Raw genomic sequence first — 23,720 nt, forward strand, 5'->3', positions numbered from 1 at the left:
TGGGCAGGACCGACCCGGAGACCGAAAGGGGTCACGATGGCCAGGGGCACACTCAATCGACGCGTGGGCATTTCCGATGTCGCGGAGAAGGCGGGCGTATCGCTGGCCACCGTCTCGCGCGTGATGAACGGCAACTTCACGGTCGCCGCGGACATCGCGGAACGGGTGCGGGCCGTGGCCACGGAGTTGAACTACCAGCCCAACCCGACCGGGCGGAACCTGGCCCGCGGCAAGACCGACACGATCGGCGTCGTCGTCCCCGACCTGGGGAACCCCACGTTCCAGACGGTGCTGCGCGGCGTCAGCCGCGCGGCCGCACAGGACGGCTACCGCGTGCTGATCGCGGACTCGTCGGAGGTGTCCAGCGAGGAGTCGATCCTGGCCGGCGAGGCGCGCCGGCGCTGTGACGGCGTCGTATTGTGCGCGCCGCGCATGAGCGACGCCGAGCTGGCCGAGCTGGCACCGACCCTGCACCCGCTGGTGCTGGTCAACCGCACGACGGCGGATCCGTCACCCAGTCTCACGGTGGACTACGGCCGGGGCATCCAGGACCTGGCCGCACACCTGGTGGACCTGGGGCACACCCGCCTCGCGTTTTCGGCCGGGCCGGCCAACAGCGCGTCGAACGCGCTGCGGCTGGCCGGGCTGGAGACCTTCATGTCCGCCCACCCCGGCGTCGAGCTGCAAATCCTGCCGGGCGGGTCGACGTTCGAGGACGGCCACGCCTCCGCCGACGCCGTCCTTGCGTCCGGCGCCACGGGCATCCTGGCCTTCAACGACCTCACCGCCATGGGCCTGCTCAGCGCCCTGAACGAGCGGGGCGTGAACGTGCCGGCGGACGTCTCACTGACAGGTTTCGACGACATCCAGTTCGCGGCCTACACGACGCCGCCGTTGACCACCGCCGCGGTGCCCAGCATGGATGTGGGCGAGCAGGCCTGGCGCCAGATGCGGGCCCTGCTGAACGACACGGACATCCCCGATCCCGCCCTGGTCTTCGCCCCCCACATCGTCGTCCGGGGCAGCACGGGACCCGCGCCCCGGTAACGCGGCCCTCAACGACAGACCACCGACACGTGGCGATGGCCGGCCACCCGCCGTCGGAGCCGTCAACCGAAAGCGGTGCCCGGGTTCGCTGCGAAACCCGGGCACCGCCGTCGTCCTTGGTGCGTATGCGCTAGATCAGGCCCTGTGCCAGCATGGCGTGCGCCACCTTGACGAAGCCGGCGATGTTGGCGCCCATGACGTAGTTGCCCGGGACGCCGTAGGTCTCGGCGGTCTCGGCACAGCGGTCGTGGATGCCGACCATGATGTCGGTCAGGCGCGCCTCCGTGTGTTCGAAGGTCCAGGCGTCGCGGCTGGCATTCTGCTGCATTTCCAGCGCGGACGTGGCCACGCCGCCGGCGTTGGCGGCCTTGCCCGGGCCGAACAGCACGCCGGCCTCCTGGAAGATCGCGGCGGCCTCGGACGTGCAGGGCATGTTCGCGCCCTCCGCCACGGCGACCAGCCCGTTCTTCACCAACCGGGTGGCGGCCTCGGCGTCGAGCTCGTTCTGGGTGGCGCACGGCAGCGCCACGGCGGCGTCGACGTCCCACACGGAGCCGCCCTCGACGTAGCTCACGCCCGCGCCGCGGCGTACCGCGTACTCCTTCAGGCGGCCGCGCTCAACCTCCTTGATCTGGCGGAGCAGGGCGACGTCGATGCCGGCCTCGTCGACGACGTAGCCGGACGAATCGGAGCAGGCCACGACCTTCGCTCCGAGCTGCTGGGCCTTGGCGACGGCGTACGTGGCGACGTTGCCGGAGCCGGACACGACGACGCGCTGGCCGTCAAACGAGCTGCCGCGGGTCTTGAGCATCTCCTGGGCGAACAATACCGTGCCGAAGCCCGTGGCCTCGGGGCGCACGAGCGAGCCGCCCCAACCGACGCCCTTGCCGGTCAGCACACCGGACTCGTAGCGGTTGGTGATGCGCTTGTACTGGCCGAACAGGTAGCCGATCTCGCGCCCGCCCACGCCGATGTCGCCGGCCGGGACGTCCGTGTACTCGCCGATGTGGCGGTACAGCTCGGTCATGAACGACTGGCAGAACCGCATGACCTCGGCGTCCGACTTGCCGCGCGGGTCGAAGTCGGAGCCGCCCTTGCCGCCGCCGATGGGCATGCCGGTCAGCGCGTTCTTGAAGATCTGTTCGAAGCCGAGGAACTTCACGATGCCCAGGTACACCGACGGGTGGAAGCGCAGGCCGCCCTTGTAGGGCCCGAGCGCCGAGTTGAACTCGACACGGAAGCCGCGGTTGATGTGGACGTTCCCGGCGTCATCGGTCCACGGCACGCGGAAGATGATCTGACGCTCCGGCTCGCACACGCGCTGCAGCACGGCGGCGTCGACGAATTCCGGGTGCTTGTCCATGACCGGGCCAAGGCTTTCAAAGACCTCGGCAACCGCTTGGTGGAATTCCTTCTCGCCTGGGTTGCGGGCCAATACTTCGTTCTGGATGGCTTCGAGCCTGGCGTCCATGGGACCTCCCGGGTATGGTGGGCGCCCGCGGAGGGCGCATAAGTATGCTCACGAGCAGTTTTCCAGCCACGTCGCCGGGGAGCCAATTTTTCTCTGAATGCGGGACGATCTGCAGGATCGTTCCGAAATTACCGGTCTATTGCGGGCTTAATCCCGTTTGCGCCCGAACTTCCGCTTGGGCAGGTTGGCCAGCAGGTCGGCGGCCTTGTTGGCGGCGCGCCCGACACTGCGGCTGATCTGCTGCTGGACCGTACCCTCATGGTCCACCCGGCCGGCGATCGGGGCCAGCGTCTGGCGCACCGGATCTCCATCCGGCACGGGTGAGTCGGCCGGCAGCTCGTCGGCCGGCTCCCCGGCCGGGGCGGCCGAGGCCTGGGCGCCGGCGCCCAGGCCGGTCAGCCAGGCGGCCACATGGTGCAGCGGGGCGGCGTTGAGGCTGTAGAAGCGTTTCTGCCCCTGCGCCCGCATGGCCACGAGGCCCGATTCGCGCAGGACGCGCAGGTGCTTGGACACGGTGGGCTGGGAGACGCCGAGTTCCTCCACGAGCTGCCCCACGGACTTGTGCTCGTCGGCGAGGGCGTCCAGGATGTCACGCCGGGTCGCCTCGGCTATGACGGCGAAAACATCTTCAATGGCCATCCCCCCACCCTAGCGACATATGCGTGGGACGGCATCAGTCGAACCACGGGTCCAGCCCGTACAGCGGGAACACTTCCTTCCGGGTCGCCATGACGGCCCGGTCAACCGCGTCCCCGGGGTTGTAGCCGGCCTCCCACGACCGCCACCACGTGTCGGCGTCCTCGCCCATCAGCCGTGGCGCCTCGACCCCGTACCGGTCCCTGACGTATTGCCGCCACGGTTCGGGTACCGGCGTCCGCAACGGGACGGGCTGGCCGGACACGATGGCCATCAGGTGGGACCAGGCGCGCGGCACCACGTCCACCACCCTGTAGCCGCCGCCGCCCACGGCAATCCAGCGGTCCTCGCACACAACGGCCGCGAGTCCGCCGATGCTCAGCGCCGCCTCCCGCTGGCCGTCCACGGACGTGTTCAGGTGGGCCAGGCCATCGTCCCGGTGCGAGTCGCAACCGTGCTGGCTGACGATCACGTCGGGTTCGAAGGCCCTGACCAGCTGGGGCACGACGGCGTGGAACGCGCGCAGCCAGCCGGCGTCGCCGGTCCCGGCCGGCAATGCCACGTTGACGGCCGAGCCCCGGGCGCCCGGCCCGCCGATCTCATTGGCGAAGCCCGTGCCGGGGAACAGTGTCAGCCCGCTTTCGTGCAGTGAGATGGTGAGCACCCGCGGTTCGTCCCAGAAGATCTCCTGCGTGCCGTCGCCGTGGTGGGCGTCGATGTCGATGTACGCCACTTTCCCCACGCCCGCATCCAGCAGGCGGGCCACGGCCAGCGCGGCGTCGTTGTAGATGCAGAACCCCGCGGCGTGGTCGCGGCCGGCATGGTGCATGCCGCCGGCGAAGTTCACCGCCCGCACGGAGGACCCTGTGAGCACGGCGTCCGCGGCCACGAGGGACCCGCCGGCCAGCCGCGCGCTGGCCGCGTGCATGCCGGCGAACGCCGGGTCGTCCTCCGTGCCCAGGCCCAGGGCCGGGAACGATCGCGACGGGTCCTCCCCCACCGCGTGAACGGCGGCGATGAAGTCGCGCCCGTGCACCCGGGCCAGCTCGTCGTCGGAGGCCACATAGGCCCCGACCACGCGCACGGACGGGCGGGCCAGGATACCCAACTGCTCCGCCAACCGGGACGTCAGCTCCAGGCGCACCGGCGACATGGGGTGCCCGGGACCGAAGTTGTATGCGGTCATGGCCGGATCGCAGACTATGCTTGTCGGGACGGCCGTTGGCCCGGGGCTCGCGAAGGATGACATCCCTCACAGGCTACCGAACAAGCGGCCGATCCTGCCGTATCAGGCACGGGGCATGACGCGCGGTCGAGGAGGTGCTTGCGGGGCATTGGCCACCACTACAAACCGCGCTACCCGCTCTGTCGCGGACCGCCTGTCGTTCATCGTCGCCATCCGCGACTTCGTCGACCGGGTCGCCAACAGTTCCCCCGCCCGGCTGGCCCTCATCGTGTTCGCCCTGGTCATCCTCGCGTTCACGCTCGTGCTCGGCCTGCCAATGTCCGCCGCCGACGGCAAGGCCACGGCCTTCCATGACGCCCTGTTCACGGCCGCCTCGGCCGTCTGCGTGACCGGGCTGACCACGGTGTCCACGGCGTTGCACTGGTCGTTCTTCGGCCAGCTGGTCATCCTGATCGGCATCTTCGTCGGCGGCTTGGGCATCCTGACCCTGGCCTCGCTGATGTCCCTCATGGTCAGCAAGCGCCTGGGCGTGCGCGGCAAGCTCATCGCCCAGGAGGCCATGAACGCCGGCCGGCTCGGCGAGGTCGGCACGCTGCTGCGCATCGTCATCACCACCTCCGTGGCCGTCGAGCTGATCCTGGCGCTCGTGCTGGCGCCGCGCTTCCTGATCCTGGGCGAAACCCTGCCGCAGGCCATCTGGCATGCGGCGTTCTACTCGATCTCCGCGTTCAACAACGCCGGCTTCACCCCGCACTCCGACGGCGTGGTGCCGTATGAGTCGGACCTGTGGGTCCTCATCCCGCTCATGGTGGGCGGCTTCATCGGCTCGCTCGGCTTTCCCGTCATGATGGTGCTGCTGACCGCCCGCCACCACGTGCGCAGGTGGACGCTGCACGCGAAACTGACCGTCCAGGTCTCGCTCATGCTGCTCGCGGCCGGGGCCATCCTCTGGGGCGCGTTCGAGTGGACCAACCCGGCCACCATTGGCGGCATGAGCGTCGGGGACAAGATCACGCACTCCATCTTCGCCTCCGTCATGACCCGCTCGCTGGGCTTCAACCTGGTGAACATGGACTCCATGCACTCCTCCACCATGCTGCTCACGGACGCGCTCATGTTCGTTGGCGGCGGCTCCGCCTCAACGGCCGGCGGCATCAAGGTCACCACGCTGGCCGTCATGTTCCTGGCCATCGTGGCGGAGGGCCGCGGCGACAACGACGTGAAGGTGTACGGGCGCACCATCCCGCAGGGCACCATGCGCGTGGCCATCTCCGTCATCGTGATGGGTGCCACGTTCGTCATGGTCGCGACCGGGCTGCTGCTGGCCATCAGCGGCCAGAGCCTGGACCGCGTGTTGTTCGAGACGATTTCCGCCTTTGCCACCGTGGGACTGAGCACGGGGCTCAGCGGCGAGCTGCCGCCGTCGGGCGTGTATGTGCTCGCCGCCATGATGTTCTTCGGCCGCGTCGGCTCCATCACACTGGCCGCCGCGCTGGCCCTGCGCCAACGCCGCCAGCTGTACCACTACCCGGAAGAAAGGCCGATCATTGGCTGACAAACCCACCTCCAGCAACCGTCCGCCGCACAACGCCCCCGTGCTTGTCATCGGCCTGGGCCGCTTCGGTTCGGCCACGGCCGCGCAACTGGTCAAGCAGGGCCGGGAAGTGCTGGCGATCGAACGCGACCCGGCGCTCGTGCAGAAGTGGGCCGGGGCGCTCACGCACGTGGTGGAGGCCGACGCGACCAACATCGACGCGCTGCGGCAACTCGGCGCACAGGACTTCAGCTCCGCCGTCGTCGGCGTCGGCACCTCGATCGAGTCAAGCGTGCTCATCACCGTCAACCTGGTGGACCTGGGCATCGAGCACCTGTGGGTCAAGGCGATCACGCACTCGCACGGCAAGATCCTGACCCGCATCGGCGCCAACCATGTCATCTACCCGGAGGCCGACGCCGGCGTGCGCGCCGCGCACCTGGTGGGCGGGCGCATGCTGGACTTCATCGAGTTCGACGACGACTTCGCGATCGTGAAGATGTACCCGCCGAAGGAGACACAGGGGTTCACGCTGGAGCAGTCGAAGGTGCGCTCCAAGTACGGCATCACCGTGGTGGGCGTGAAGAGCCCGGGCGAGGATTTCACGTACGCGCAGCCGGACACGCGGGTCTCCAGCCGCGACATGCTGATCGTCTCCGGCCACGTCGACCTGCTCGAACGGTTCGCGGCCCGGCCCTGACCTCACGTTTGTCGGCCCGCCGGCGTCTACCTGTCACAGGAAGGGAGACATCATGCAGCACGGCATCATCGACTCGCCGCTGGGCCCGCTCACGGCGGTGAGGAACGACGGCGGTGTGTGCGCCCTGTACATGGCGCGGCACGTGCGTCGGCCGGGTCGGGAGACGATGGGTGAACGCTCGGATGGGGCGTTCGCCGACGTGGCCGAACAGCTCGCCGAGTACTTCGCCCGCGAACGGCGCACCTTCGACCTTCCGCTGGCGCCCGTGGGGAACCCGTTCCAGCAGCGTGTGTGGGCGGCGCTGCGACTGATCCCGTACGGCACGACGTGCAGCTATGGCGACCTGGCCGCGTCCCTGGGCGACCGGTCCATGGCGCAGGCCGTCGGGTCGGCGAACGGGCGGAACCCGATCAGCATCATCGTCCCCTGCCACCGGGTGGTCGGCGCGGACGGGTCCCTGGTGGGCTACGCCGGCGGCTTGGACCGCAAGCAGTTCCTGCTCGAGCTGGAGGATCCCAGGCGGACCCACACCGAGGCGTTGTTTTGACGCCCGCTCCCACGCTGCCGCCCTTCGAATTCGTCGTCGAGGCCCATGGTGCCGCCGTGTTGCGCGTGTGCCGGGCCCTGGTGGGGGTCCAGGACGCCGACGACGTGTGGCAGGAGACGTTCCTGGCCGCGCTGCGCGCCTACCCGGAGTCCGCCGGGGTGCGCAACCGTGAGGCCTGGCTCGTCACGATCGCCCGGAACAAGGCCACCGACCACCACCGCAAGGCCGGCCGGCTGCCGGTGCCGGTCGATCACCAGGCCGTCGCGGGTCTCGATTCCGGGGTGCCGGCCCCAGGCGTTCCGCGGCCGGCGGCGGGCGGCGATGACGCCGTCGTCCGCGCCGTGGCCGCCGGTGAGACGGCCACCGTCCTGTGGGCGGCGATCGGCGCGCTGCCGCCCAGGCAGCGCGAGGCGGTCGTGTACCACCACCTGGCCGGCCTGCCCCATGCCGAGGCGGCCACATTGATGGGCGGCAACGCGGCCGCCGCCCGGCGCGCGGCGGCGGACGGCATGAGGTCCTTGCGCGCGGCGCTGCAGGGCACGGGATTCGACGGGAAGGATGTGTGATGGCACGGTTGCCGATTGAGCTTGCCGACCTGGCCGCGGGCGAGGACGCGTCACTGCACCGGCTGCGCGCCTTGTTGGGTGCCGCGGCGGGGGCCCAGGGCCTGGTCGATGTGGCGTACCGCGTGGTCGACTCCCCCGTGGGCCCGCTGCTGCTGGCCGGTACGGAGGCCGGGCTGGTGCGGGTCGCGTTCGAACGGGAGGGGCACGACGACGTGCTGGAGTTCCTGTCCGCCGCGATCAGCCCGCGGGTGCTGGCCGAGCCGGCGCGGCTCGACCCGGCGGCCCGGGAACTGGACGAGTACTTCGCCGGCCGGCGGCAGGTGTTCGACCTGCCGCTGGACTTCCGGCTGGCCACCGGGTTCCGCCGCGAGGTCCTGGCCCACCTGCCCGAGATCGGCTACGGGCACACGGCCAGCTACGCGGGCGTGGCCGCCCTGACGTCCAGCCCGCGGGCCGTCCGGGCCGTGGGGACCGCCTGCGCCCGGAACCCGCTGCCCCTGGTCGTGCCGTGCCACCGCGTGGTCCGGGCCGACGGCAGCCCGGGCGGCTACGTGGGCGGGGCGGACGCGAAATCCCTGCTGCTGCGCTTCGAGGCCGGGCGCCTGCGCCCGTAGCGGTCAGGCCCCCAACTCGGCCGTGATCTGGGCGGCGCGGGCGGCGGCGGCACGGGCCCCGGCGGCCACGATGCCCGGCAGACCCTGCGCGTCGAACGTGGCGATGGCCTGCTCCGTGGTGCCGTTGGGGCTGGTGACGCCCCGGCGCAACGCCGTCGCGTCGGCGCCCGGCTCGGCCAGCATGAGGCCCGCCCCGGCCACGGTCTCGCGGGCCAGCACGGCCGCGATGCCCTCGTCGAGGCCGAACCCGACGGCCGCGGCGGCCATGGCCTCGGCCAGGTAGAACGCGTAGGCGGGGCCGGAACCGCTGATGGCGGACACGGCGTCCTGCTGCTCCTCCGGCACATCCAGCACGATCCCGGCCCCGTCGAAGATCTGGTGTGCGGCGGCCAGGTGGGAGGCGGCGGCGTGCGTGCCGGCGGACAGTGCCACGACACCGCGGCCCACCGTCAGGGGCGTGTTCGGCATGGATCGCACGACCGGCTGGCCAGGGCGCAGCGCCGCCTCCAGCTGCGCCACGGACACGGCGGCCGCCACGCTGACGACGACGGCGCCCGGCTCGAGCGCGTCGGCCACCTCCCGGCACAGGGCCGCGATGCCGACCGGCTTGACGGCCAGGATGACGACGGCGGCGCCCACGACGGCCTGGACATTGGCCTGGTCGTCCTCCTGGGAGGCGATCGCCGTGACCCCGTGGCGCTGGGCCAGCTCGTTGGCGCGTTCCGGCCGGCGCACCGTGACGACGACGTTCGTGGGGTCGGTCCCGGCGGACAGCAGGCCGGTCAGGATGGCTTCGCCCATGGAGCCGCAGCCGAGGAATGCAATCTTTTTGCTCATGGCTCCATCTTTGACGGTGCGCCCCGGTGGTGGCAATCCGCCGCCGCACCGGAGGCGCGCACCCACCGATTGCCAGCCTTTTCCCAGCGTCGCGCAAGGCTTCGTTCAGAGTCGATCCATAGAGTCATGACTACCTCATAGAGGTGCGAGTGATGACGGATTGGAAGCCGGTTTCGGCTTCCCGTCCACGCGCCGGAGACCGGGCAGTGATTCCCCCAAGAGCTGGCCCCGTCTCCGGCGCCCTCTCATTTAAGCGGCCATCCATGTGAATGCCGGCCTGGGCGTCGACACGCGCATGGACATCCACTCTCGTTTACTGGCACTGTTCGATTAATGGGGAACACCCAGCTTCCACTCCGGCGATTCCCAACGTGAGCCCCTAATGTTTTAGTTACCTCATAAAAGGTGCGAGTGATGATCGGACTGGTCCTGTCCTGAGAACCAGTCAAATCGCCGGAGAACTCGCCAGCGTTTCCCCCCATCCGCTGGCCATATGTTCTCCGGCGATTTCGCTTTTAAGGCCCGTCGGTGATTGAGCCTGCCACGGGTCTCGACAAGCTCGACCACCGGTGATTGAGCCTGTCGAAATCACGGGGTCTCGACAAGCTCGACCACCGGTGATTGAGCCTGTCACGGGTCTCGACGAGCTCGACCACCGCAGCTCGACCACCGCACCCTACGGAAGCGTCTGGCCCAGGTGCACGCGGGCGAACTCGAGCGTCTCCGCCAGCCACTCCTCGCGTTGACCGGCGCCCTTGGCCTTGCGTGTGGAGATCTCGGCGACCACGGCGCCGTCGAACCCGTTGCCGGCCACATGGGCGAGCACCGCCGCGCAGGCCTGGTTGCCGTGGCCGGGGATCAGGTGCTGGTCCTTGCCGTTGGACGTGCCGTCGGTCAGGTGGATGTGCCGCAGCCGCTCGCCCAGCGACATGATCGCGTCCAGGCTGTTCGCCTCGGCTGTCGCGGCATGGGAGAAGTCCCACGTCACATCCGCGTAGTCGAGCGGCACCGGGTCCCAGTGCGGCAGGTACGCCAGCGCCTCGCGCCCGCGCACGCGCCACGGGTACATGTTCTCCACGGCGATGCGCACCCCGAACGTGTCGGCGATGTCGCGCACGCCGTGCGCGAACGTTTCGGCGTAGTCGTTCTGCCACCGGAACGGTGGATGGACGACGACGACGTCGGCACCCACCTCCACGGCCATCTGCGCCGAGCGCTGGATCTTGTTCCAGGGGCTCCCCCACACCTGCTGTGTCAGCAGCAGGGTCGGGGCGTGGATGGCGAGGATCGGCTGGTCGTACCGCTCGGCCAGCTGCAGCAGGGCGTGCGCGTCCTGGCTCGTGCCGTTGTGCGTGACCAGCACCTCCACGCCGTCGTAGCCCAGGTCGGCGGCAACCGCGAACCCGTCGTGGACGGTCAGCGGGTACACCGAGGCGGTCGACAAGGCCACCGGGATGTCCCGGTGGCCGGAGGCTGGCGTCGAGGTTTCCATGCTCACACCGCCCGGGCGTTCTTCAGTTTCCGGGACACGTGCGCGGGCGGCTCCAGCGGACCTTCGAACATGAGCTGGTCGAGCCGGCGCAGGATGAGTCCCTCACGCAGCGCCCACGGGCTGATCTGCAGCGACTGGACCTTGAACAGTTCCAGCGCCGTCTGCGCCACCAGCGCCCCGGCCAGCACCTGCTTGGCCCGGGCGTGCGACACGCCGGGCAGGTGCAGGCGGTCGTCGGAGGACATGGCGGACAACCGCTGGCTCCACAAACCCAGGTCGGTCAGGTGCAGTTCGCGCCGCACATAAGGTCCCATGGCCGACGGCGCCGCGCCGGCAACGCGCGCCAGCGCCCGGAAAGACTTGGAGGAGCCGGTGACGACATTCGGCGCACCCAGCGCGCCGACCCGTGCCACGGGCTCCTTCAACGTCGCCTTGATGTGCCGGCGCAGCTCCTTGACGCTCTTGGCCGTCGGCGGGTCCCCCGCCAACCAGTCACGGGTCAGCCGTCCCGCCCCCAAGGGCACGGAATAGGCGACGTCGGGCAGCTCGTTGGCGCCCTGGGCGATCTCGAACGAGCCGCCGCCGATGTCCAGGTTCAGGATGGTTCCGGCGCCCCATCCGTGCCAGCGGCGGATGGCGAAGAACGTCATGGCCGACTCCTCCTCGCCGGTGAGCTCCGTCAGGCGCACGGTCGTCTCGTGCTGCACCCGCTCCAGCACGGCGGCACCGTTCGTCGATTCCCGGATCGCCGACGTGCAGAACGCCAGCAGGTCCTTGGCCTTGTGCTTGGCCGCAAACTCCCATGCCTCGAGGATGAACTCGATCAGCTCGTGCTGGCCGTCCTCGGTGATGTTGCCGTCCGCGTCCAGGTACGCGACCAGGCTCAAGGACCGCTTGTGCGACGCGTACGGCACGGGCATCGCGCCGGGCCGTGCGTCCACGAGCAGCAGGTGCACGGTGTTGGACCCGATGTCGAGTACGCCTAGTCTCATGTGCCCATTATTGCGCGTCAGGGCCATCGTGACGTGCCGCTCCCGTGCCGGCTACTTCCTGGCCGCCACCTTCCGCTTGGCAGGGGCTTTCGCGGGGCGCTTGGCCGGACCACGTTCACGCTTCTCGGCGAGGAGTTCGACGGCGCGTTCGGCCGTCAGCTCGGCCACGTCCGTGTCACGCGGGACGGTGATGTTCGTGACGCCGTCGGTCACGTACGGGCCGAACCGGCCCTCCTTGACGACGATCTTCTTGCCGGAGACCGGGTCCTCGCCGAATTCGGCCAGCGGGGCCACGGCGGCGCGGGCGCCGCGCTGCTTCGGCTGCGAGTAGATCTCCAGGGCCTGCTCGAGCGTGATCGTGAAGATCTCGTCCTCGGTGCCAATCGAGCGGGAGTCCGTGCCCTTCTTCAGGTACGGGCCGAACCGGCCGTTCTGCACCGTGATCTCCACGCCCTCGGCGTCGGCACCCAGCACGCGGGGCAGGCTCATCAGGGCCAGCGCCTCATCGAGGGTCACGGTGTCCACGGTCATCGTCTTGAACAACGAGCCGGTGCGCGGCTTGACCTTGACCGGCTTCTTCGGCGGCTTGGGCTTGCCGTTCTTGTAGTACTCGACGGGCTGGTTGGCCAGCTCCTCGGCCGTCGGCTCCGGGATCACCTCGGTCACGTACGCGCCGTACCGGCCGTTCTTCGCCACGACGGTGCGCCCGGTGGCGGCGTCGGTGCCGAGCACGCGCTCCTCGGGGGCGGCGGTCTCCATGAGTTCCTGCGCCTTCGCGGGCGTCAGCTCATCCGGGGCCAGGTCCTCGGGCACGTTGGCGCGGGCCGACTCGATGACCTCCCCGGTCTTCGGGTCGAGCGTGGGAACCGTGCTTTCCAGGTAGGGGCCGAACTTGCCCACGCGCAGCACCAGGGTGTCCGTGATGGGCAGCGAGTTGATCTCCCGGGCGTCGATCTCACCCAGGTTGTTGACGATGCCCAGCAGGCCGGCATCCTCGTCGCCACCGAAGTAGAAGTGCTTGAGCCAGTCCGAGCCCTGTTCCTGGCCGTTCGCGATCCGGTCCAGCCCGGTCTCCATGGCGGCGGTGAACTTGTAGTCCACGTAGTCGCCGAAGTGCCGCTCGAGCAGCCGGATCACGGAGAACGCCACCCAACTGGGCACCAGCGCGGATCCCTGCTTGCGCACATAGCCGCGGTCCATGATGGTCGACAGGGTCGACGCGTACGTGGACGGGCGGCCGATCTCCCGGTCCTCCATCTCCTTCGTCAGCGACGCCTCGGTGAAGCGCGGCGGCGGGGACGTCTCGTGCCCGGCGGCGCGCACATCGCTGGCCGTCAGCGCATCCGATTCCTGCACGTTCGGCAGCCGGCGGTCCGAGTCGTCGGAGTCATTGCGGGACTCGTCACGGCCCTCCTCGTACGCGGCCAGGAAACCGCGGAATGTGATGACGGTACCGGAGGCCGAGAACTCGGCATCGCGCCCGTCGCTCGCCTGGGCACCCAACCGGATGGTCGCCGTCGAGCCCTTCGCGTCGGCCATCTGGGACGCAACCGTGCGCTTCCAGATCAGCTCGTACAGCTTGAATTCGTCGCCCTTGAGCGAGGAGGCGACCTGCGCCGGGGTGCGGAACGAGTCGCCGGCGGGGCGGATGGCCTCGTGCGCCTCCTGGGCGTTGGCGCTCTTGTTCGCGTAGACGCGCTTGGACGCCGGCACGAACTCGGGCCCGTACAGCTCGGAGGCCTGGCGGCGGGCGGCGTTGACGGCCTCGTTGCTCAGTGCGGACGAGTCGGTACGCATATAGGTGATGTAGCCGTTTTCATACAGCCGCTGGGCGACCTGCATGGTCGATTTGGAGCTGAAGCGCAGCTTGCGTCCGGCCTCCTGCTGGAGGGTCGACGTCGTGAACGGCGCCGCGGGCCGGCGCGTGTAGGGCTTGTGCTCGACGGAGCGGACCGTGAAGTCGGCGTGTTGCAGCGCGGCCGCGAGCGACGTCGCGGCGGCCTCATCCAGGTGGGCGACGTTCCGGGCCGTGAGCTGGCCGGCGTCGTTGAAGTCGCGGCCGGAGGCGACGCGGCGGCCGTCGACGGCGACCAGCTTGGCGTTGAACGCGTCCCCGGCTTCGGCGGCCGGGGCGAACGTGCCCAGCAGGTCCCAGTAGGACGCGGCGCGGAAGGCCATGCGCTCCCGTTCGCGGTCCACGACCATGCGGGTGACCACGGACTGGACGCGCCCGGCGGACAGGCCGCGGGAGACCTTGCGCCACAGTACCGGGGAGATCTCGTAGCCGTACAGCCGGTCCAGCACGCGGCGGGTCTCCTGTGCGTCGACCAGGTCGGTGTTGATGGCGCGCAGTTCGCCGAGGGCGCGCTGCAGCGACTCCTTCGTGATCTCGGAGAACGTCATGCGGTGCACGGGCACCTTGGGCTTGAGCACCTCGAGCAGGTGCCACGCGATGGCCTCGCCCTCGCGGTCCCCATCGGTTGCGAGGTAGAGTTCGTCGGCGTCCTTGAGCGCGGCCTTGAGCTCGGCGACCTTTTTCTTCTTGTCCGGGGACACCACGTAGTACGGCTTGAACCCGTTCTCGAGGTCGACCGCGAACTTGCCGATGGAGGACTTCTTCAGCTCCGCGGGCAGGTCCGACGGCTGTGGCAGGTCGCGGATGTGGCCGATGGAGGCGTCCACGACGAAACCCTCGCCCAGGTACTTGCCAATGGTCTTGCTCTTGGCCGGTGACTCGACGATGACAAGTTTCTTGCCGGTCTTGGGCTTGCCGGCTGCTGCCTTGGTTGGCACGGTACTCCTACGGGAAATGACGAATTCGCCTTGAGGGCCCTGCTCGGGCCTAATCCACCATAGTATTACCGCCTTGGGGTGCGGGAACGAAATCGTGTACCCACCCGGCCCCTTGGCTATTGGCCCGGCGGGACCTCCGGGACCATGATCATGGTGACGTGCGTGTGGCGGGCGGCGCCGCCGTCGTCCGACTCCTCGGCGGCATCGCTGAGGTCCCGGTAGCGCCGCTCCAGCACGTCGAAATCGTCGGCGAACTGCTGTGCCTGCTCCTTCGTGAGCAGGAACTTGCTGTTCGAGAGGACGAACACCGGCCGGGTCTCCTCCGTGAACTGCTCGGAGTAGGCCAGCGCCCGCATGACCCGGTCGCGGGCCGCCCCAAGCGTGACCTCCATGAACGAGGAGCTGACGAGCTCGGACGCCTGGCGCAGGCTGCCGATGTTCAGTGAGTCGCCCGCGGCCCTCCAGTAGCGTTCCCGGCCGTCGCCGCCGGCCTCGGCGCGCACCACATAGCCCCACTTCTCCAAGGCGCGCAGGTGGTAGCTCATGGCGCTGGGCGTCAGGCCGAACCGGCGGGCCAATTCGGTTGCCGTGTGGAGGCGCGTCGAGCTGTAGAACTCGTCGACGACCTCGAGGCGCACCTTGTGCGCGCAACCGCCTGTGGCGCAACCGCTTGTGGCGCAACCGTGATTTCGTCCTCGCCGGGACGGCCCGGTTCATCGCGGCCGTCGGATATGGCGCCATCATCGTCGCCGTCCTGCTGCAGCTGCAATCCAGCATCGCCGGCCGCGAGGGGGTGTGGGCCGTGGCCGTGTCCATGGCCGCCTCCATGGCGCTGCCGGGCTTCTCGCTGCCCGTGCTGTTCGCCCTCACGGTGGTGCTCGAGGCCGCGCTCGCCGTCGCCTCGCCCACGTGGCAGGCGCTGCTGCCGCGGATCGTCGGGGAGGACCGGACCCCACGGGCCGTGGGATCCATGCAGGCCACCCTCATGCTGGCCCAGCTGGCCGGACCGGCCGCTTGACGGCCTGCGGATCCTGAACCGGGACAGGCTGTTGCGCGCCGTCCTGGCCGGAAGCATGTTCGTGGTGCTGGCTGCCGAGGCCATCAACGTTCTCGACGTGTTCTTGGCCCGAGAGACCCTCGGCGCCACGGCGGCACAATATGGCCTGCTGGCCGCGACCATCGGTGCGGGTCGACGCGCCGGCTATGCCGTGGCCGACTCCCGCGACGTGTCCCGTGCCAGGAAATCGGCGCTCGTAACCACCCGGACCATGGGCGAGAGCAGCTCGAGCAAGGCCAGCGTCTGCACCTGGGCCTCGTCGCTGACCGCGGCGCAGGCATCGGCGACGACGGTGACGTACCGCCCGGCGTCGACCGCCCCCAGCGCCGTGGAGAGGACGCAGCAGTCCGTCGCCACGCCGGTGAGCACCATTTCGGCTCCGGCCGGGACCAGCGCCGCAAGCTCCGGCCCCCACTTGGAAAACGTCGTCTTGGAGATGGTCTCGCTGCCCGGGGGGACGTCCATCGTGATGTCCCATTCCGGCGCATCTTCCGGCAGCGACATCTCATCCCATCGCTGGTAATAGGCCTGCCAGGCTCCTTGCTGGTCCTGCGGATTCGCAATGAAACGGGTGAATACGGTGGGCCCGGTGATCGAGGCACCCAGCGCCTCGATCACCGGTACAACCTCGTCATAGCGCGGGACGCACCACTGGCTGGTGCTCGCCTGGAAGCCGCTCTGCATGTCGATGACCACCAGCACTGTGGGCCGGTCCATTGACTGGGCACTCATGCGTTTTCGCCCTGGGCGACGGCGGCCAGATGATCCTTGGAACCTTCATGTGGCAGAAGTTCCGCTTCGAGGGCAAAGTGCCTCACCTTGGAGATCGGACGAAGCTTGTACGTGGCGAGGTAAACCACCACGGCGATGGCGGCGGCCACGAACATGCTCAGATCGCCGGCCTTCGGAAAGGCCGCTGCGAACGGACCGGTGTACAGCGAGGACACCCAGAACGGCATCGAGCCGACGACGCCCGCCGCCCAAGCGACGAAGCCCCACTCGAATTTCCGGGTTTTGTCGAAGAGTTGTGCCATTCCCTGCTTGGTCCGGCGAACGCCCAGGTAGTAGTCGCAGATCAGCACGGTGGCAAACGGGGCGATGAAGTACGCCGTCAGGTTCAGGAAGACGCTGAAGCCCTCATAGATGCCGTGCTGTCCCCACAGGGCCACCAAGTACGAGGCCGCGCAGATGAGGACAACGCCCGTGCTGCGCTTGATCGGCACACCCATGGTCTGGATCGAGATGGCGCCGCCATACACGTTCAGGAAGTTCTGCGAGAAGGAGGAGATGGCGATGGTGAGCAGGCCAGGGATCGCCCACGGTCCCATCAGCTGGTTCAGCGCCGTGATCGGGTCCGAGCTGCTGGCGGTTCCGGACAGGATCACGCCGACAATGCCCATCCAGGCGACGGTGACGAAGTTGCCGAGCATGGTGAAGATGCCGGCGTTGCGGCGGGTGGCCTTGGTGTCCGGCAGGTAGCGGGAGTAGTCCGAGGCGAAGGGCAGCCACGCGACCAGGAAGGCGAGGAAGTAGCCGAAGAACGTGATCCAGCTGCCGGCGCCCAGGAAGCCTTCGGCGTGCGGGTTCGCGTTGAGGGCAACGCCGCCACGGGACACGGTGACGACGGTGATCATGATGAACGCGAGGAACAGCACGATGGCCAGGATCCGCTGCAGGAAGTGGATCAGGTTGTAGCCGATGACGGCGACCAGCAGCTGCAGCAGCATGAGCACCAGGGCGGTCAGCCAGAACGGCAGGTTCGTCAGTTCGGCGATGGCCTTGCCGCCCAGGATCACCGTCACGGCGGCCCAGCCGACGCCGGCGAAGACATTCACGTAGGCCACGGGAAAGAGGTTCCCGATGAAGCCCAGCGGCCCACGCGCCTGCATTTGCTGGGGCACGCCCAGCCGAACCCCCATCCGGGACATGATGCCCATGGTGACCGAGCCGATGAACGCGCCGGCAATGATTGCCGTCACAGCGCCGAACATGGACAGCCCGAAGTAGGTTGCGCTGAAGCCCAGCACGATGATGGGGAAGTTCATTCCCGCGGCGAACCAGATGAAGAACTGCGAACTCGCCTTGCCGTGCCGTTCCACCTCGGGGATGTGCTCGACGCCGTAGGGCTCCACCTTGGTCAGGCTGTCCCGGTAGCCCCGGTCAGCGGCGGTACTTGACTCGTCTACTCTCGCCATGGTCCTAAGTCCTTTTTCTCTTGGCTTTCGGCAGCAGCGTGCTGCCCAGCGTCACGGTCACCGACGTTGGTGCCGTGTACTGTCGTGGAATTGTGCTTTTAGGGTGTGGTGCACCCAGACCCTGGCCGGCGTTGTGCCGTGGGTGCTGCGGTGCGTGGGGGGGCGTGGGCGGTCGGTGCCCGCGGGTGGCTAGTCCTGCCTGGGGACGGAGTCCATCATGACTTCGCGGGCGGAACTCCAGACATGGTCCTTCATGGCCAGTTCGGCGCCAACGCCGTCCTTTTGGGCAATCAGTTCCAGGACCCGCCGGTGTTCGGCGGTGGAGGCGGCCAGCCGGCCGGGGTGCTGGACGGAGCGCAGCACCAGCCGGTGGTAGGCCAGCTGGTTCATCAGGGTTCGGTAATGTTCGGCCAGTTTGCGGTTGTCGGAGCCGGCGACGATTGTCTCGTGGAAGTCGTGCACCAGGCTGGCGTAGGCGGCGCTGTCGTCGCGCTGCACCGCCAATTCGGAAGCCTCGACATTGGCCCGGAGCGCATCCAGTTCGGGGATGTGCCCGCGCCGCGCCATCAACCGGGCGGCCATGCCTTCCAAGGTTTCCTTGACCTCAAACATTTCAAGGATTTCCCGCCGGGTGATTTCCCGGACGAAGGTGCCAACCTTCGGCCGGATCTCCACCAGGCCCTCAATCTGCAATTGCTTGAGCGCTTCGCGGACGGGGGTCCGGCTGACCTCAAAGTATTCGGCCAGCTTTACTTCGGAGAGCGCCGTGCCCGGCGTGTAGTCGCCGCCCAGGACCAGGTCGCGGATCCGGTCCAGCAGGGCGACGTCGTCGTTCAACATGCTCTGTCCTGCTGTGTTCTGGGTCACGATGCTCTCTTGCATGGTAGAAACTCTATTTAGTCTCGGATGGGTCTGTCAATAGCTTTTCCAACATTTGCCCCTATCACCCGGCTAAACCTTGGCATTCCGGGAATCACAGGGCCTGCGACACACAACCGTCCGTGGCATACAAGGAATGCCGCCAGCGGTCGTACCATACAAGCTCAGTGGGGCAGGGCGTCCATTTCGGCCAGCGTGAGGTCACCCGTGGCCCAGTGGGCCCTGGGGATCTCGCGCACAATCACCCGGATGTGTTCGGGTTTGGCGTTGACGGTGCGCTCCACAGCGGCGTGGAGCTCGTGGATCATGGCGCGGATCTGCTCGGGGGTGCGCCCGGCAGAGACGGAAACCTCAATCAGCGGCATGCTCAGCTCCTCATGATGAAGGGGTCGGCCACCGGTTCCTCATTGGTGTTGATCCACACGCTCTTGATCCGGGTGTATTCGCGGATGGTTTCGGTGCCGTGTTCCACACCCACCCCGCTGTTCTTGAATCCCTGCCGCGGGGACATGGGAGACATGGCGCGGTAGGTGTTGACCCAGATGGTGCCGGCGTCCAGCCGGCCGGCCAGCCGGTGCGCCCGGGAGAGGTTCTGCGTCCACAGCCCCGCGGCCAGGCCGTATTGGGTGTCGTTGGCCAGCCGCAGCACCTCCTCCTCGGTCTCAAAGGCCATGATGGCCGCGACGGGGCCGAAGATCTCCTCCCGGACCACGCGCATGGAATTGTCCACATCGGTCAGCACGGTGGGTTCGTAGAAGTAACCGCCCAGACCGGCGTCGGTGGTGCGGCCGCCGGTGAGCACCCTGGCACCCTCGCTGACGCCCAGGTCCACGTAGCCGGCCACCTTGTCCCGCTGGTCGGCAAAGGCCAACGGGCCCAGCTCGGTGGCATCGGCCAGCGGATCGCCGATCACGATGGACCGTGCGCGATCGGTGACGCGCTCCAGCAGTTCGTCGTAGACGGACTTGTGCGCAAAGACCCGGCTGCCGGCGATGCAGGTCTGGCCGGCGGCGGCGAAGATTCCGGCCACCACGCCCATGGACGCATTGGCGATGTTCGCGTCGTCGAACACGATGTTCGGGGACTTGCCGCCCAGTTCCAGCGTGGAGCCGATGAAGCGCGACGCCGTGCTGGCCGCGATCCGCGACCCTGTCAGGGTGCTGCCGGTGAAGGAGATCTTGGCCAGCTTCGGATGCTCCACCAGGGCCGCCCCGGCCTCGGCGCCGAAGCCGGTGACCACGTTGACCACGCCCGGCGGGAAGCCCGCCTCGGCGGTCAGCTCGGCCAGCCGCAGCACGGTGGCGGAGGTGTATTCGGAGGGCTTGATGACCATGGTGTTGCCGGCGGCCAGCGCCGGGGCCAGTTTGCTGGTGGTCAGCGTCAGCGGCGAGTTCCACGGCGTGATGGCGCCCACCACGCCCAGCGGCTCGCGGACGGTGTAGTTGAGCACGCGCCGGTCCGAGGTGGGGATCACATCGCCCTGGATCTTGTCCGCCAGGCCGGCGTAGTAATAGTAGTACTCCGGCAGGGTGGCCATCTGGGCGCGCATTTCACGCAGCAGCTTGCCGTTGTCCAGCGTTTCCATCCGGGCCAGCTCTTCGGCGTGCTCGCCGATCAGATCTCCGAGGCGGCGCAGCAGGTGCCCGCGTTTGGTCTGGCTCAGGTCCCGCCAGCGTGGATCCTCGAAGGCCGTCTGGGCGGCATTGACCGCCTTCGAGACGTCCTCGGCGTTGCCGCGGGCCGCCGAATACAGCACGTCCAGGGTGGCGGGATTGGTGCTCTCGAAGTATTCGCCAGAGGACGGTGCCACCCATTCGGCGCCGATGTAGTGCTGGTATTTCTGGTTATTCGCCATTGAATTTCTCTCTGATGAAGGTTGTCAGGGCCGCAGCAAACTCCTGCGGCTTTTCCACCGGCAGCATGTGCCGGGCCGCCGGGACCACGACGGCGGTGCAGTCCGGCATGGCTGTGGCCAGCCGCTGCGTCATCTCCGGGGTGGACCCCGGGTCCAGCTCGCCGGTGATGGCCAGCGACGGCACCGCGATCCGGCCCAGTTCCGGGCCGATCTCGGCATCGCCGGTGGCGAAGACCCGGTAGCAGTTCAGATAGGACTGGACGTTGTTGGCCAGCAGCGTGGATTCCGTGGCGGCCACCAGTGCCGGGTCCGCGGCGGCACCGGTTTCCGGCCGGGCCGGGAACCAGCGCTGCAGCGAGGCGGCCACACTGGCCGGGAAGTCCGCGGCCGCGGCCTCCAGCCTGCCCAGGACCGCCGTCCGCTCCGCCTGGGTGCGCCGGCAGACCGAACTCACCGAGCTCAGGCTGGCCACCAGTTCCGGACGGTAGCGGGCAATGTGCTGGGCCACCAGGGCGCCGAGGGAGAACCCCACCAGGTGGGTTCCCGGCGCAAGCCGCGCCGCGACGTCGCCGGCCATCGCCGCCAGGGTGATGCCGTCCCGGGCCGGCGGCTGGCTGCCGTGGCCCGGCAGGTCCAGCGCCGTGACCTCGAAATGCTCGGCCAGCAGCGCGGCGGCGGGTGCCCACATGGTGTGGTCCAGCCCGACGCCGTGCAGCAGGACAACCTGTGCCTTGCCCATGCCGGCTACTGCTCGGTGGAGAGGTCAGCCAGGCGCTGCTGCGGACGGCCCTGCGAGGCGGCGGCGAGCGCAATGACCAGCTCATCCGGGTGCGGCGCATCGGCAATCCGGACCTCGATGCTCTGGTGGTGCGAGCGGATGGTGGCGTCGGTGATGTGCTTGAGCGGAATGTCGAAGGCAACCCCGGCCGGTCCGCGCTTTTCCACCGCGGGCAGCAAGGTGGTGGCGTTGGCCGCCTTGCGGAAGTGGTCGCCGAACTTGAGCGTGTGGATCAGCGCCGAGCCGTGCTCGATCTCGCCGTTGAGCCCCACGATGGCCGCCTTGCCGTAGGCCTGGGCCGGGGCGTCCAGCGCCTCCAGCACGGCCGGGGCCAGCAACGCGCCCACGTCCGAGGCGGTGGCCTCGATGCCCGGGGCCAGGTCCTCCACGAAGCCCTGTCCCTTCCACGGGTTCTCAATCACGGCAGCCACAATGGCCACCCGGGCCGGCGGCGAGACCTCGCGGCCACCCTCACTGGTGATTTCCTCGACAATGGTGACAATCTTGCGTACCTTCATGCCAGTACACGCTCCAAATCTTCTGCTCGAACTGTGGGGTCGGTCTTGCGGTCGCCGATCCGGGCGTGCGGGCGCGGCCCGGTGGAGGCCGCGGCAATGATGACAATCTCATCGGCCCGCGGGCCGTCGGAAATCCGGGCGGTTACCGTCTGGTAGTGGCTGCGGGTGGCCGCCTGGGACTTGTGCCACATCGGCACCACCAGGGTCTCCCCCGCCTCGGCCCGGGCGTCGGCGAAGCAGATGATGGACTCGCCACCCAGGAATTCGCGCATCAGGTTGCCGAAGTACGGGGTGTGGATCAATGCCCCGCCGTGTTCGATCTCTCCCCCGGTGCCGACAATGGCGGCCTTGCCGAAGGCCTCGATCCGCTCTACGCCACCCAGGGCGTCGATCAGCTTGTCGGTCAGTAACCTGGCCAGTTGCGGTGCCACGGCCACCGTGGCCGCGGACAGGTCTTGCGTCGGGCCGGTGCCCAGCCAGGGATTGCGGATGACGGCGGCCACGGTGGCACGCTGTGCGGGACGCTCCGGCCGGCCGCCGTTTTCGGTGAGCACCTCCTCACGGTAGACGACCACCTTGCGCAGGCCGGCCGCCGTGAAGTCGGGGCGGACCACGGGGCTGGATTGCACGGGGCTGGATTGCTCAGTCAAACTGCGGCTTCACTTTCTCGGAGAACAGTTCCAGGCTGCGCATGGCTTTCTTGTGGTTCAGTCCCGGGTGCGTGGTCCAGAGCATCATGTGTTCCAGGCCCACCTCGCGCTGGAGTTCGTCGATCTTTTCGGCCACATACTCCGGTGTGCCCACCAGCATGTTGCGCTCCATCAGGAAGTCGAAGTCCAGTTTGTGGGCCTCGGTGAGCTCTTCGCCCTCTTCCATCATGTTGCCCAGGCCGCGCCAGTGCGTGATCCATTTGTAGGAGTTCATGACGGCCTCTTCGAATTCCTCGCGGGCCTGCTCCATGGTGTCCGCTACGTAGACATCGCGGACCAGGGCAATGCCCTCGCCCAGCGGAACGTCGCGGCCCTGGGCCTCGGAGGCGGACTGGCGGTACAGCTCAAAGCGCGGCTTCAGCGCGGACACCGGCGGCAGCCAGAAGATGCCCTGGATGCCGTCGCGGCCGGCGTTTTGGATGGAACGCGGGGTGTCGATGACCTGCCAGAGCGGCATTTCCTTCTGGAACGGCTTGGGAATCACGGACATCTTGGTGATCACACCGTCTTCGGTGAAATCGCTGGTGGCCGGGGACATCGGATGGTTCCACTTCACGCCCGGCTTGGGGAATTCGTAGAAGCGGCCCTTGTGGCTGAAGAACTCCTCGGTCCAGGCCTTCTTCATGATCTCGAGCGTTTCCTCGAACAAGGCCCGGTTCTGCTCCTGGTCGCGCGGATCGGCCAGTTCGTTCAGGTTCAGCGCCTCGCGGCCATACAGCCCGCGGCCCACCCCCACCTCGACGCGGCCGTCCGAGAGCTGGTCCAACAGGGCCAGGTCCTCGGCCAGGCGCAGCGGATGCCAGAAGGTGGCGATGGCGGCGGCCTGGCCTATCCGGATGGTGGACGTGCGGGCGGCGATGTCCGTGCCCATCAACACCGGATTCGGCGTGAGCTCCTGACCCTCATGGCCGAAGTGGTGCTCGGTGTACCAGGTGGACCAGAAGCCGTGCTCCTCGGCGGACTGGGCGTATTCGCGGGCATCCTTCATGTGCTGGTTGTAGTTCTTCAGGTCCCCGGGGGCGCCGAGTGCGTGGAAGATGGAGAAGCGCATCGTAAAACCTTTCGATCCGTGCTGTACTGCCCGAGCGGGCGTTGTGAGGTTCGCAATGAAGATTGCTGCGGCCGTGCCGACGTCACCGCCAACATCGCTTGCATGGTACAGACTATAGATGTTGAAATTCGGCCACGTCAACGGCCGACCGATCATTGGCGTCCCAACAGTTCGCGGTAGTCGCTGAAATCAAAGGGAATTCGCCGTTCTGAACCGGGTCCCGCGGACTCCATTCCGCAGGCACGAGAGGGGCGATCTTGAC

At 68.3% G+C, this 23,720-nt stretch carries 24 protein-coding genes; 7 read left to right on the plus strand and 17 right to left on the minus strand.

Annotation, left to right across the window (positions count from 1 at the left end; all coding sequences use genetic code 11):
• Positions 1 to 36 precede the first annotated feature (36 nt).
• A complete protein-coding gene (locus EJC77_RS10540; RefSeq protein WP_125612383.1) occupies positions 37 to 1,047 on the plus strand; it encodes a LacI family DNA-binding transcriptional regulator in 1,011 nt (336 codons plus the stop codon).
• A 130-nt stretch (positions 1,048 to 1,177) separates the two neighbouring features.
• Here the strand turns inward: EJC77_RS10540 and gdhA are convergent, their stop codons facing one another.
• From gdhA to EJC77_RS10555, 3 genes are all read right to left on the minus strand, one after another.
• Positions 1,178 to 2,518 carry an NADP-specific glutamate dehydrogenase gene (gdhA, locus tag EJC77_RS10545; protein WP_125612385.1) on the minus strand — a complete coding sequence of 447 codons (1,341 nt, stop codon included), beginning with the start codon at positions 2,516 to 2,518 and terminating at the stop codon, positions 1,178 to 1,180.
• Between the two features lie 147 nt (positions 2,519 to 2,665).
• Positions 2,666 to 3,157, minus strand: a complete 492-nt coding sequence (locus EJC77_RS10550; RefSeq protein WP_125612387.1) for an ArsR/SmtB family transcription factor — start codon at positions 3,155 to 3,157, stop codon at positions 2,666 to 2,668.
• 34 nt (positions 3,158 to 3,191) lie between these two features.
• Complete coding sequence (locus EJC77_RS10555) at positions 3,192 to 4,340, minus strand: acetoin utilization protein AcuC (protein WP_125612389.1); 1,149 nt, start codon at positions 4,338 to 4,340, stop codon at positions 3,192 to 3,194.
• Between the two features lie 115 nt (positions 4,341 to 4,455).
• Between EJC77_RS10555 and EJC77_RS10560 the strand changes: the two genes are divergently transcribed.
• The 5 genes from EJC77_RS10560 to EJC77_RS10580 are packed head-to-tail and all read left to right on the plus strand — an operon-like array spanning position 4,456 to position 8,301.
• Positions 4,456 to 5,895: a TrkH family potassium uptake protein gene (locus tag EJC77_RS10560; protein ID WP_125612391.1), complete on the plus strand. Its 1,440-nt coding sequence runs from the start codon at positions 4,456 to 4,458 to the stop codon at positions 5,893 to 5,895.
• Between the two features lie 40 nt (positions 5,896 to 5,935).
• On the plus strand, positions 5,936 to 6,574 hold the full coding sequence (locus EJC77_RS10565; RefSeq protein ID WP_125612453.1) for a potassium channel family protein: 639 nt from the start codon (positions 5,936 to 5,938) through the stop codon (positions 6,572 to 6,574).
• Positions 6,575 to 6,626: 52 nt separating this feature from the next.
• Entirely contained in the window at positions 6,627 to 7,121 is a 495-nt protein-coding gene (locus EJC77_RS10570; protein ID WP_125612393.1) for a methylated-DNA--[protein]-cysteine S-methyltransferase, read from the plus strand.
• Positions 7,118 to 7,687: an RNA polymerase sigma factor gene (locus tag EJC77_RS10575; protein WP_125612395.1), complete on the plus strand. Its 570-nt coding sequence runs from the start codon at positions 7,118 to 7,120 to the stop codon at positions 7,685 to 7,687. Before EJC77_RS10570 ends, EJC77_RS10575 begins: the two co-directional genes overlap by 4 nt.
• On the plus strand, positions 7,687 to 8,301 hold the full coding sequence (locus EJC77_RS10580) for a methylated-DNA--[protein]-cysteine S-methyltransferase (RefSeq protein ID WP_125612397.1): 615 nt from the start codon (positions 7,687 to 7,689) through the stop codon (positions 8,299 to 8,301). Before EJC77_RS10575 ends, EJC77_RS10580 begins: the two co-directional genes overlap by 1 nt.
• 3 nt (positions 8,302 to 8,304) lie before the next feature.
• On the opposite strand, the gene proC is transcribed toward EJC77_RS10580, so the two are convergent.
• The 5 genes from proC to EJC77_RS10605 form a co-directional block, all read right to left on the minus strand.
• On the minus strand, positions 8,305 to 9,138 hold the full coding sequence (proC, locus tag EJC77_RS10585) for a pyrroline-5-carboxylate reductase (RefSeq protein ID WP_125612399.1): 834 nt from the start codon (positions 9,136 to 9,138) through the stop codon (positions 8,305 to 8,307).
• 676 nt (positions 9,139 to 9,814) lie between these two features.
• Positions 9,815 to 10,630, minus strand: a complete 816-nt coding sequence (locus EJC77_RS10590; protein WP_125612455.1) for a sugar phosphate isomerase/epimerase family protein — start codon at positions 10,628 to 10,630, stop codon at positions 9,815 to 9,817.
• A gap of 2 nt (positions 10,631 to 10,632) precedes the next feature.
• Complete coding sequence (locus EJC77_RS10595; protein ID WP_125612401.1) at positions 10,633 to 11,622, minus strand: Ppx/GppA family phosphatase; 990 nt, start codon at positions 11,620 to 11,622, stop codon at positions 10,633 to 10,635.
• 51 nt (positions 11,623 to 11,673) lie between these two features.
• Positions 11,674 to 14,415 (minus strand): type I DNA topoisomerase, encoded by a 2,742-nt coding sequence (gene topA / locus EJC77_RS10600; protein ID WP_125612402.1) that lies wholly within the window; start codon positions 14,413 to 14,415, stop codon positions 11,674 to 11,676.
• 116 nt (positions 14,416 to 14,531) lie between these two features.
• Positions 14,532 to 15,053 (minus strand): winged helix-turn-helix domain-containing protein, encoded by a 522-nt coding sequence (locus EJC77_RS10605; protein ID WP_125612404.1) that lies wholly within the window; start codon positions 15,051 to 15,053, stop codon positions 14,532 to 14,534.
• A 32-nt stretch (positions 15,054 to 15,085) separates the two neighbouring features.
• Between EJC77_RS10605 and EJC77_RS10610 the strand changes: the two genes are divergently transcribed.
• Positions 15,086 to 15,433 carry a hypothetical protein gene (locus EJC77_RS10610; protein ID WP_125612406.1) on the plus strand — a complete coding sequence of 116 codons (348 nt, stop codon included), beginning with the start codon at positions 15,086 to 15,088 and terminating at the stop codon, positions 15,431 to 15,433.
• Positions 15,434 to 15,616: 183 nt separating this feature from the next.
• Here the strand turns inward: EJC77_RS10610 and EJC77_RS10615 are convergent, their stop codons facing one another.
• From EJC77_RS10615 to EJC77_RS10655, 9 genes are all read right to left on the minus strand, one after another.
• Entirely contained in the window at positions 15,617 to 16,204 is a 588-nt protein-coding gene (locus tag EJC77_RS10615; protein WP_125612408.1) for a cysteine hydrolase family protein, read from the minus strand.
• Positions 16,201 to 17,667 carry a purine-cytosine permease family protein gene (locus tag EJC77_RS10620; RefSeq protein ID WP_125612410.1) on the minus strand — a complete coding sequence of 489 codons (1,467 nt, stop codon included), beginning with the start codon at positions 17,665 to 17,667 and terminating at the stop codon, positions 16,201 to 16,203. The genes EJC77_RS10615 and EJC77_RS10620 overlap by 4 nt, the downstream gene beginning before the upstream one ends.
• Before the next feature lie 189 nt (positions 17,668 to 17,856).
• Positions 17,857 to 18,549 (minus strand): GntR family transcriptional regulator, encoded by a 693-nt coding sequence (locus tag EJC77_RS10625; RefSeq protein WP_125612412.1) that lies wholly within the window; start codon positions 18,547 to 18,549, stop codon positions 17,857 to 17,859.
• Positions 18,550 to 18,710: 161 nt separating this feature from the next.
• The gene (locus tag EJC77_RS10630; protein ID WP_125612414.1) at positions 18,711 to 18,911 is read right to left on the minus strand and encodes a tautomerase family protein; all 201 of its coding nucleotides are present in this window, start codon (positions 18,909 to 18,911) and stop codon (positions 18,711 to 18,713) included.
• Positions 18,912 to 18,913: 2 nt separating this feature from the next.
• Complete coding sequence (locus tag EJC77_RS10635) at positions 18,914 to 20,401, minus strand: aldehyde dehydrogenase (protein ID WP_125612416.1); 1,488 nt, start codon at positions 20,399 to 20,401, stop codon at positions 18,914 to 18,916.
• Positions 20,391 to 21,140: an alpha/beta fold hydrolase gene (locus EJC77_RS10640; protein ID WP_125612419.1), complete on the minus strand. Its 750-nt coding sequence runs from the start codon at positions 21,138 to 21,140 to the stop codon at positions 20,391 to 20,393. The genes EJC77_RS10635 and EJC77_RS10640 overlap by 11 nt, the downstream gene beginning before the upstream one ends.
• Before the next feature lie 5 nt (positions 21,141 to 21,145).
• Positions 21,146 to 21,697, minus strand: coding sequence for an amino acid synthesis family protein (locus tag EJC77_RS10645; RefSeq protein WP_125612421.1), 552 nt, complete (start codon positions 21,695 to 21,697; stop codon positions 21,146 to 21,148).
• A complete protein-coding gene (locus EJC77_RS10650) occupies positions 21,694 to 22,347 on the minus strand; it encodes an amino acid synthesis family protein (RefSeq protein ID WP_205787134.1) in 654 nt (217 codons plus the stop codon). The genes EJC77_RS10645 and EJC77_RS10650 overlap by 4 nt, the downstream gene beginning before the upstream one ends.
• Positions 22,340 to 23,458 carry an LLM class flavin-dependent oxidoreductase gene (locus EJC77_RS10655; protein WP_125612423.1) on the minus strand — a complete coding sequence of 373 codons (1,119 nt, stop codon included), beginning with the start codon at positions 23,456 to 23,458 and terminating at the stop codon, positions 22,340 to 22,342. The genes EJC77_RS10650 and EJC77_RS10655 overlap by 8 nt, the downstream gene beginning before the upstream one ends.
• Positions 23,459 to 23,720: the final 262 nt, after the last annotated feature.

This window comes from Specibacter cremeus (assembly GCF_003946885.1).
Lineage (GTDB): Bacteria > Actinomycetota > Actinomycetes > Actinomycetales > Micrococcaceae > Specibacter > Specibacter cremeus.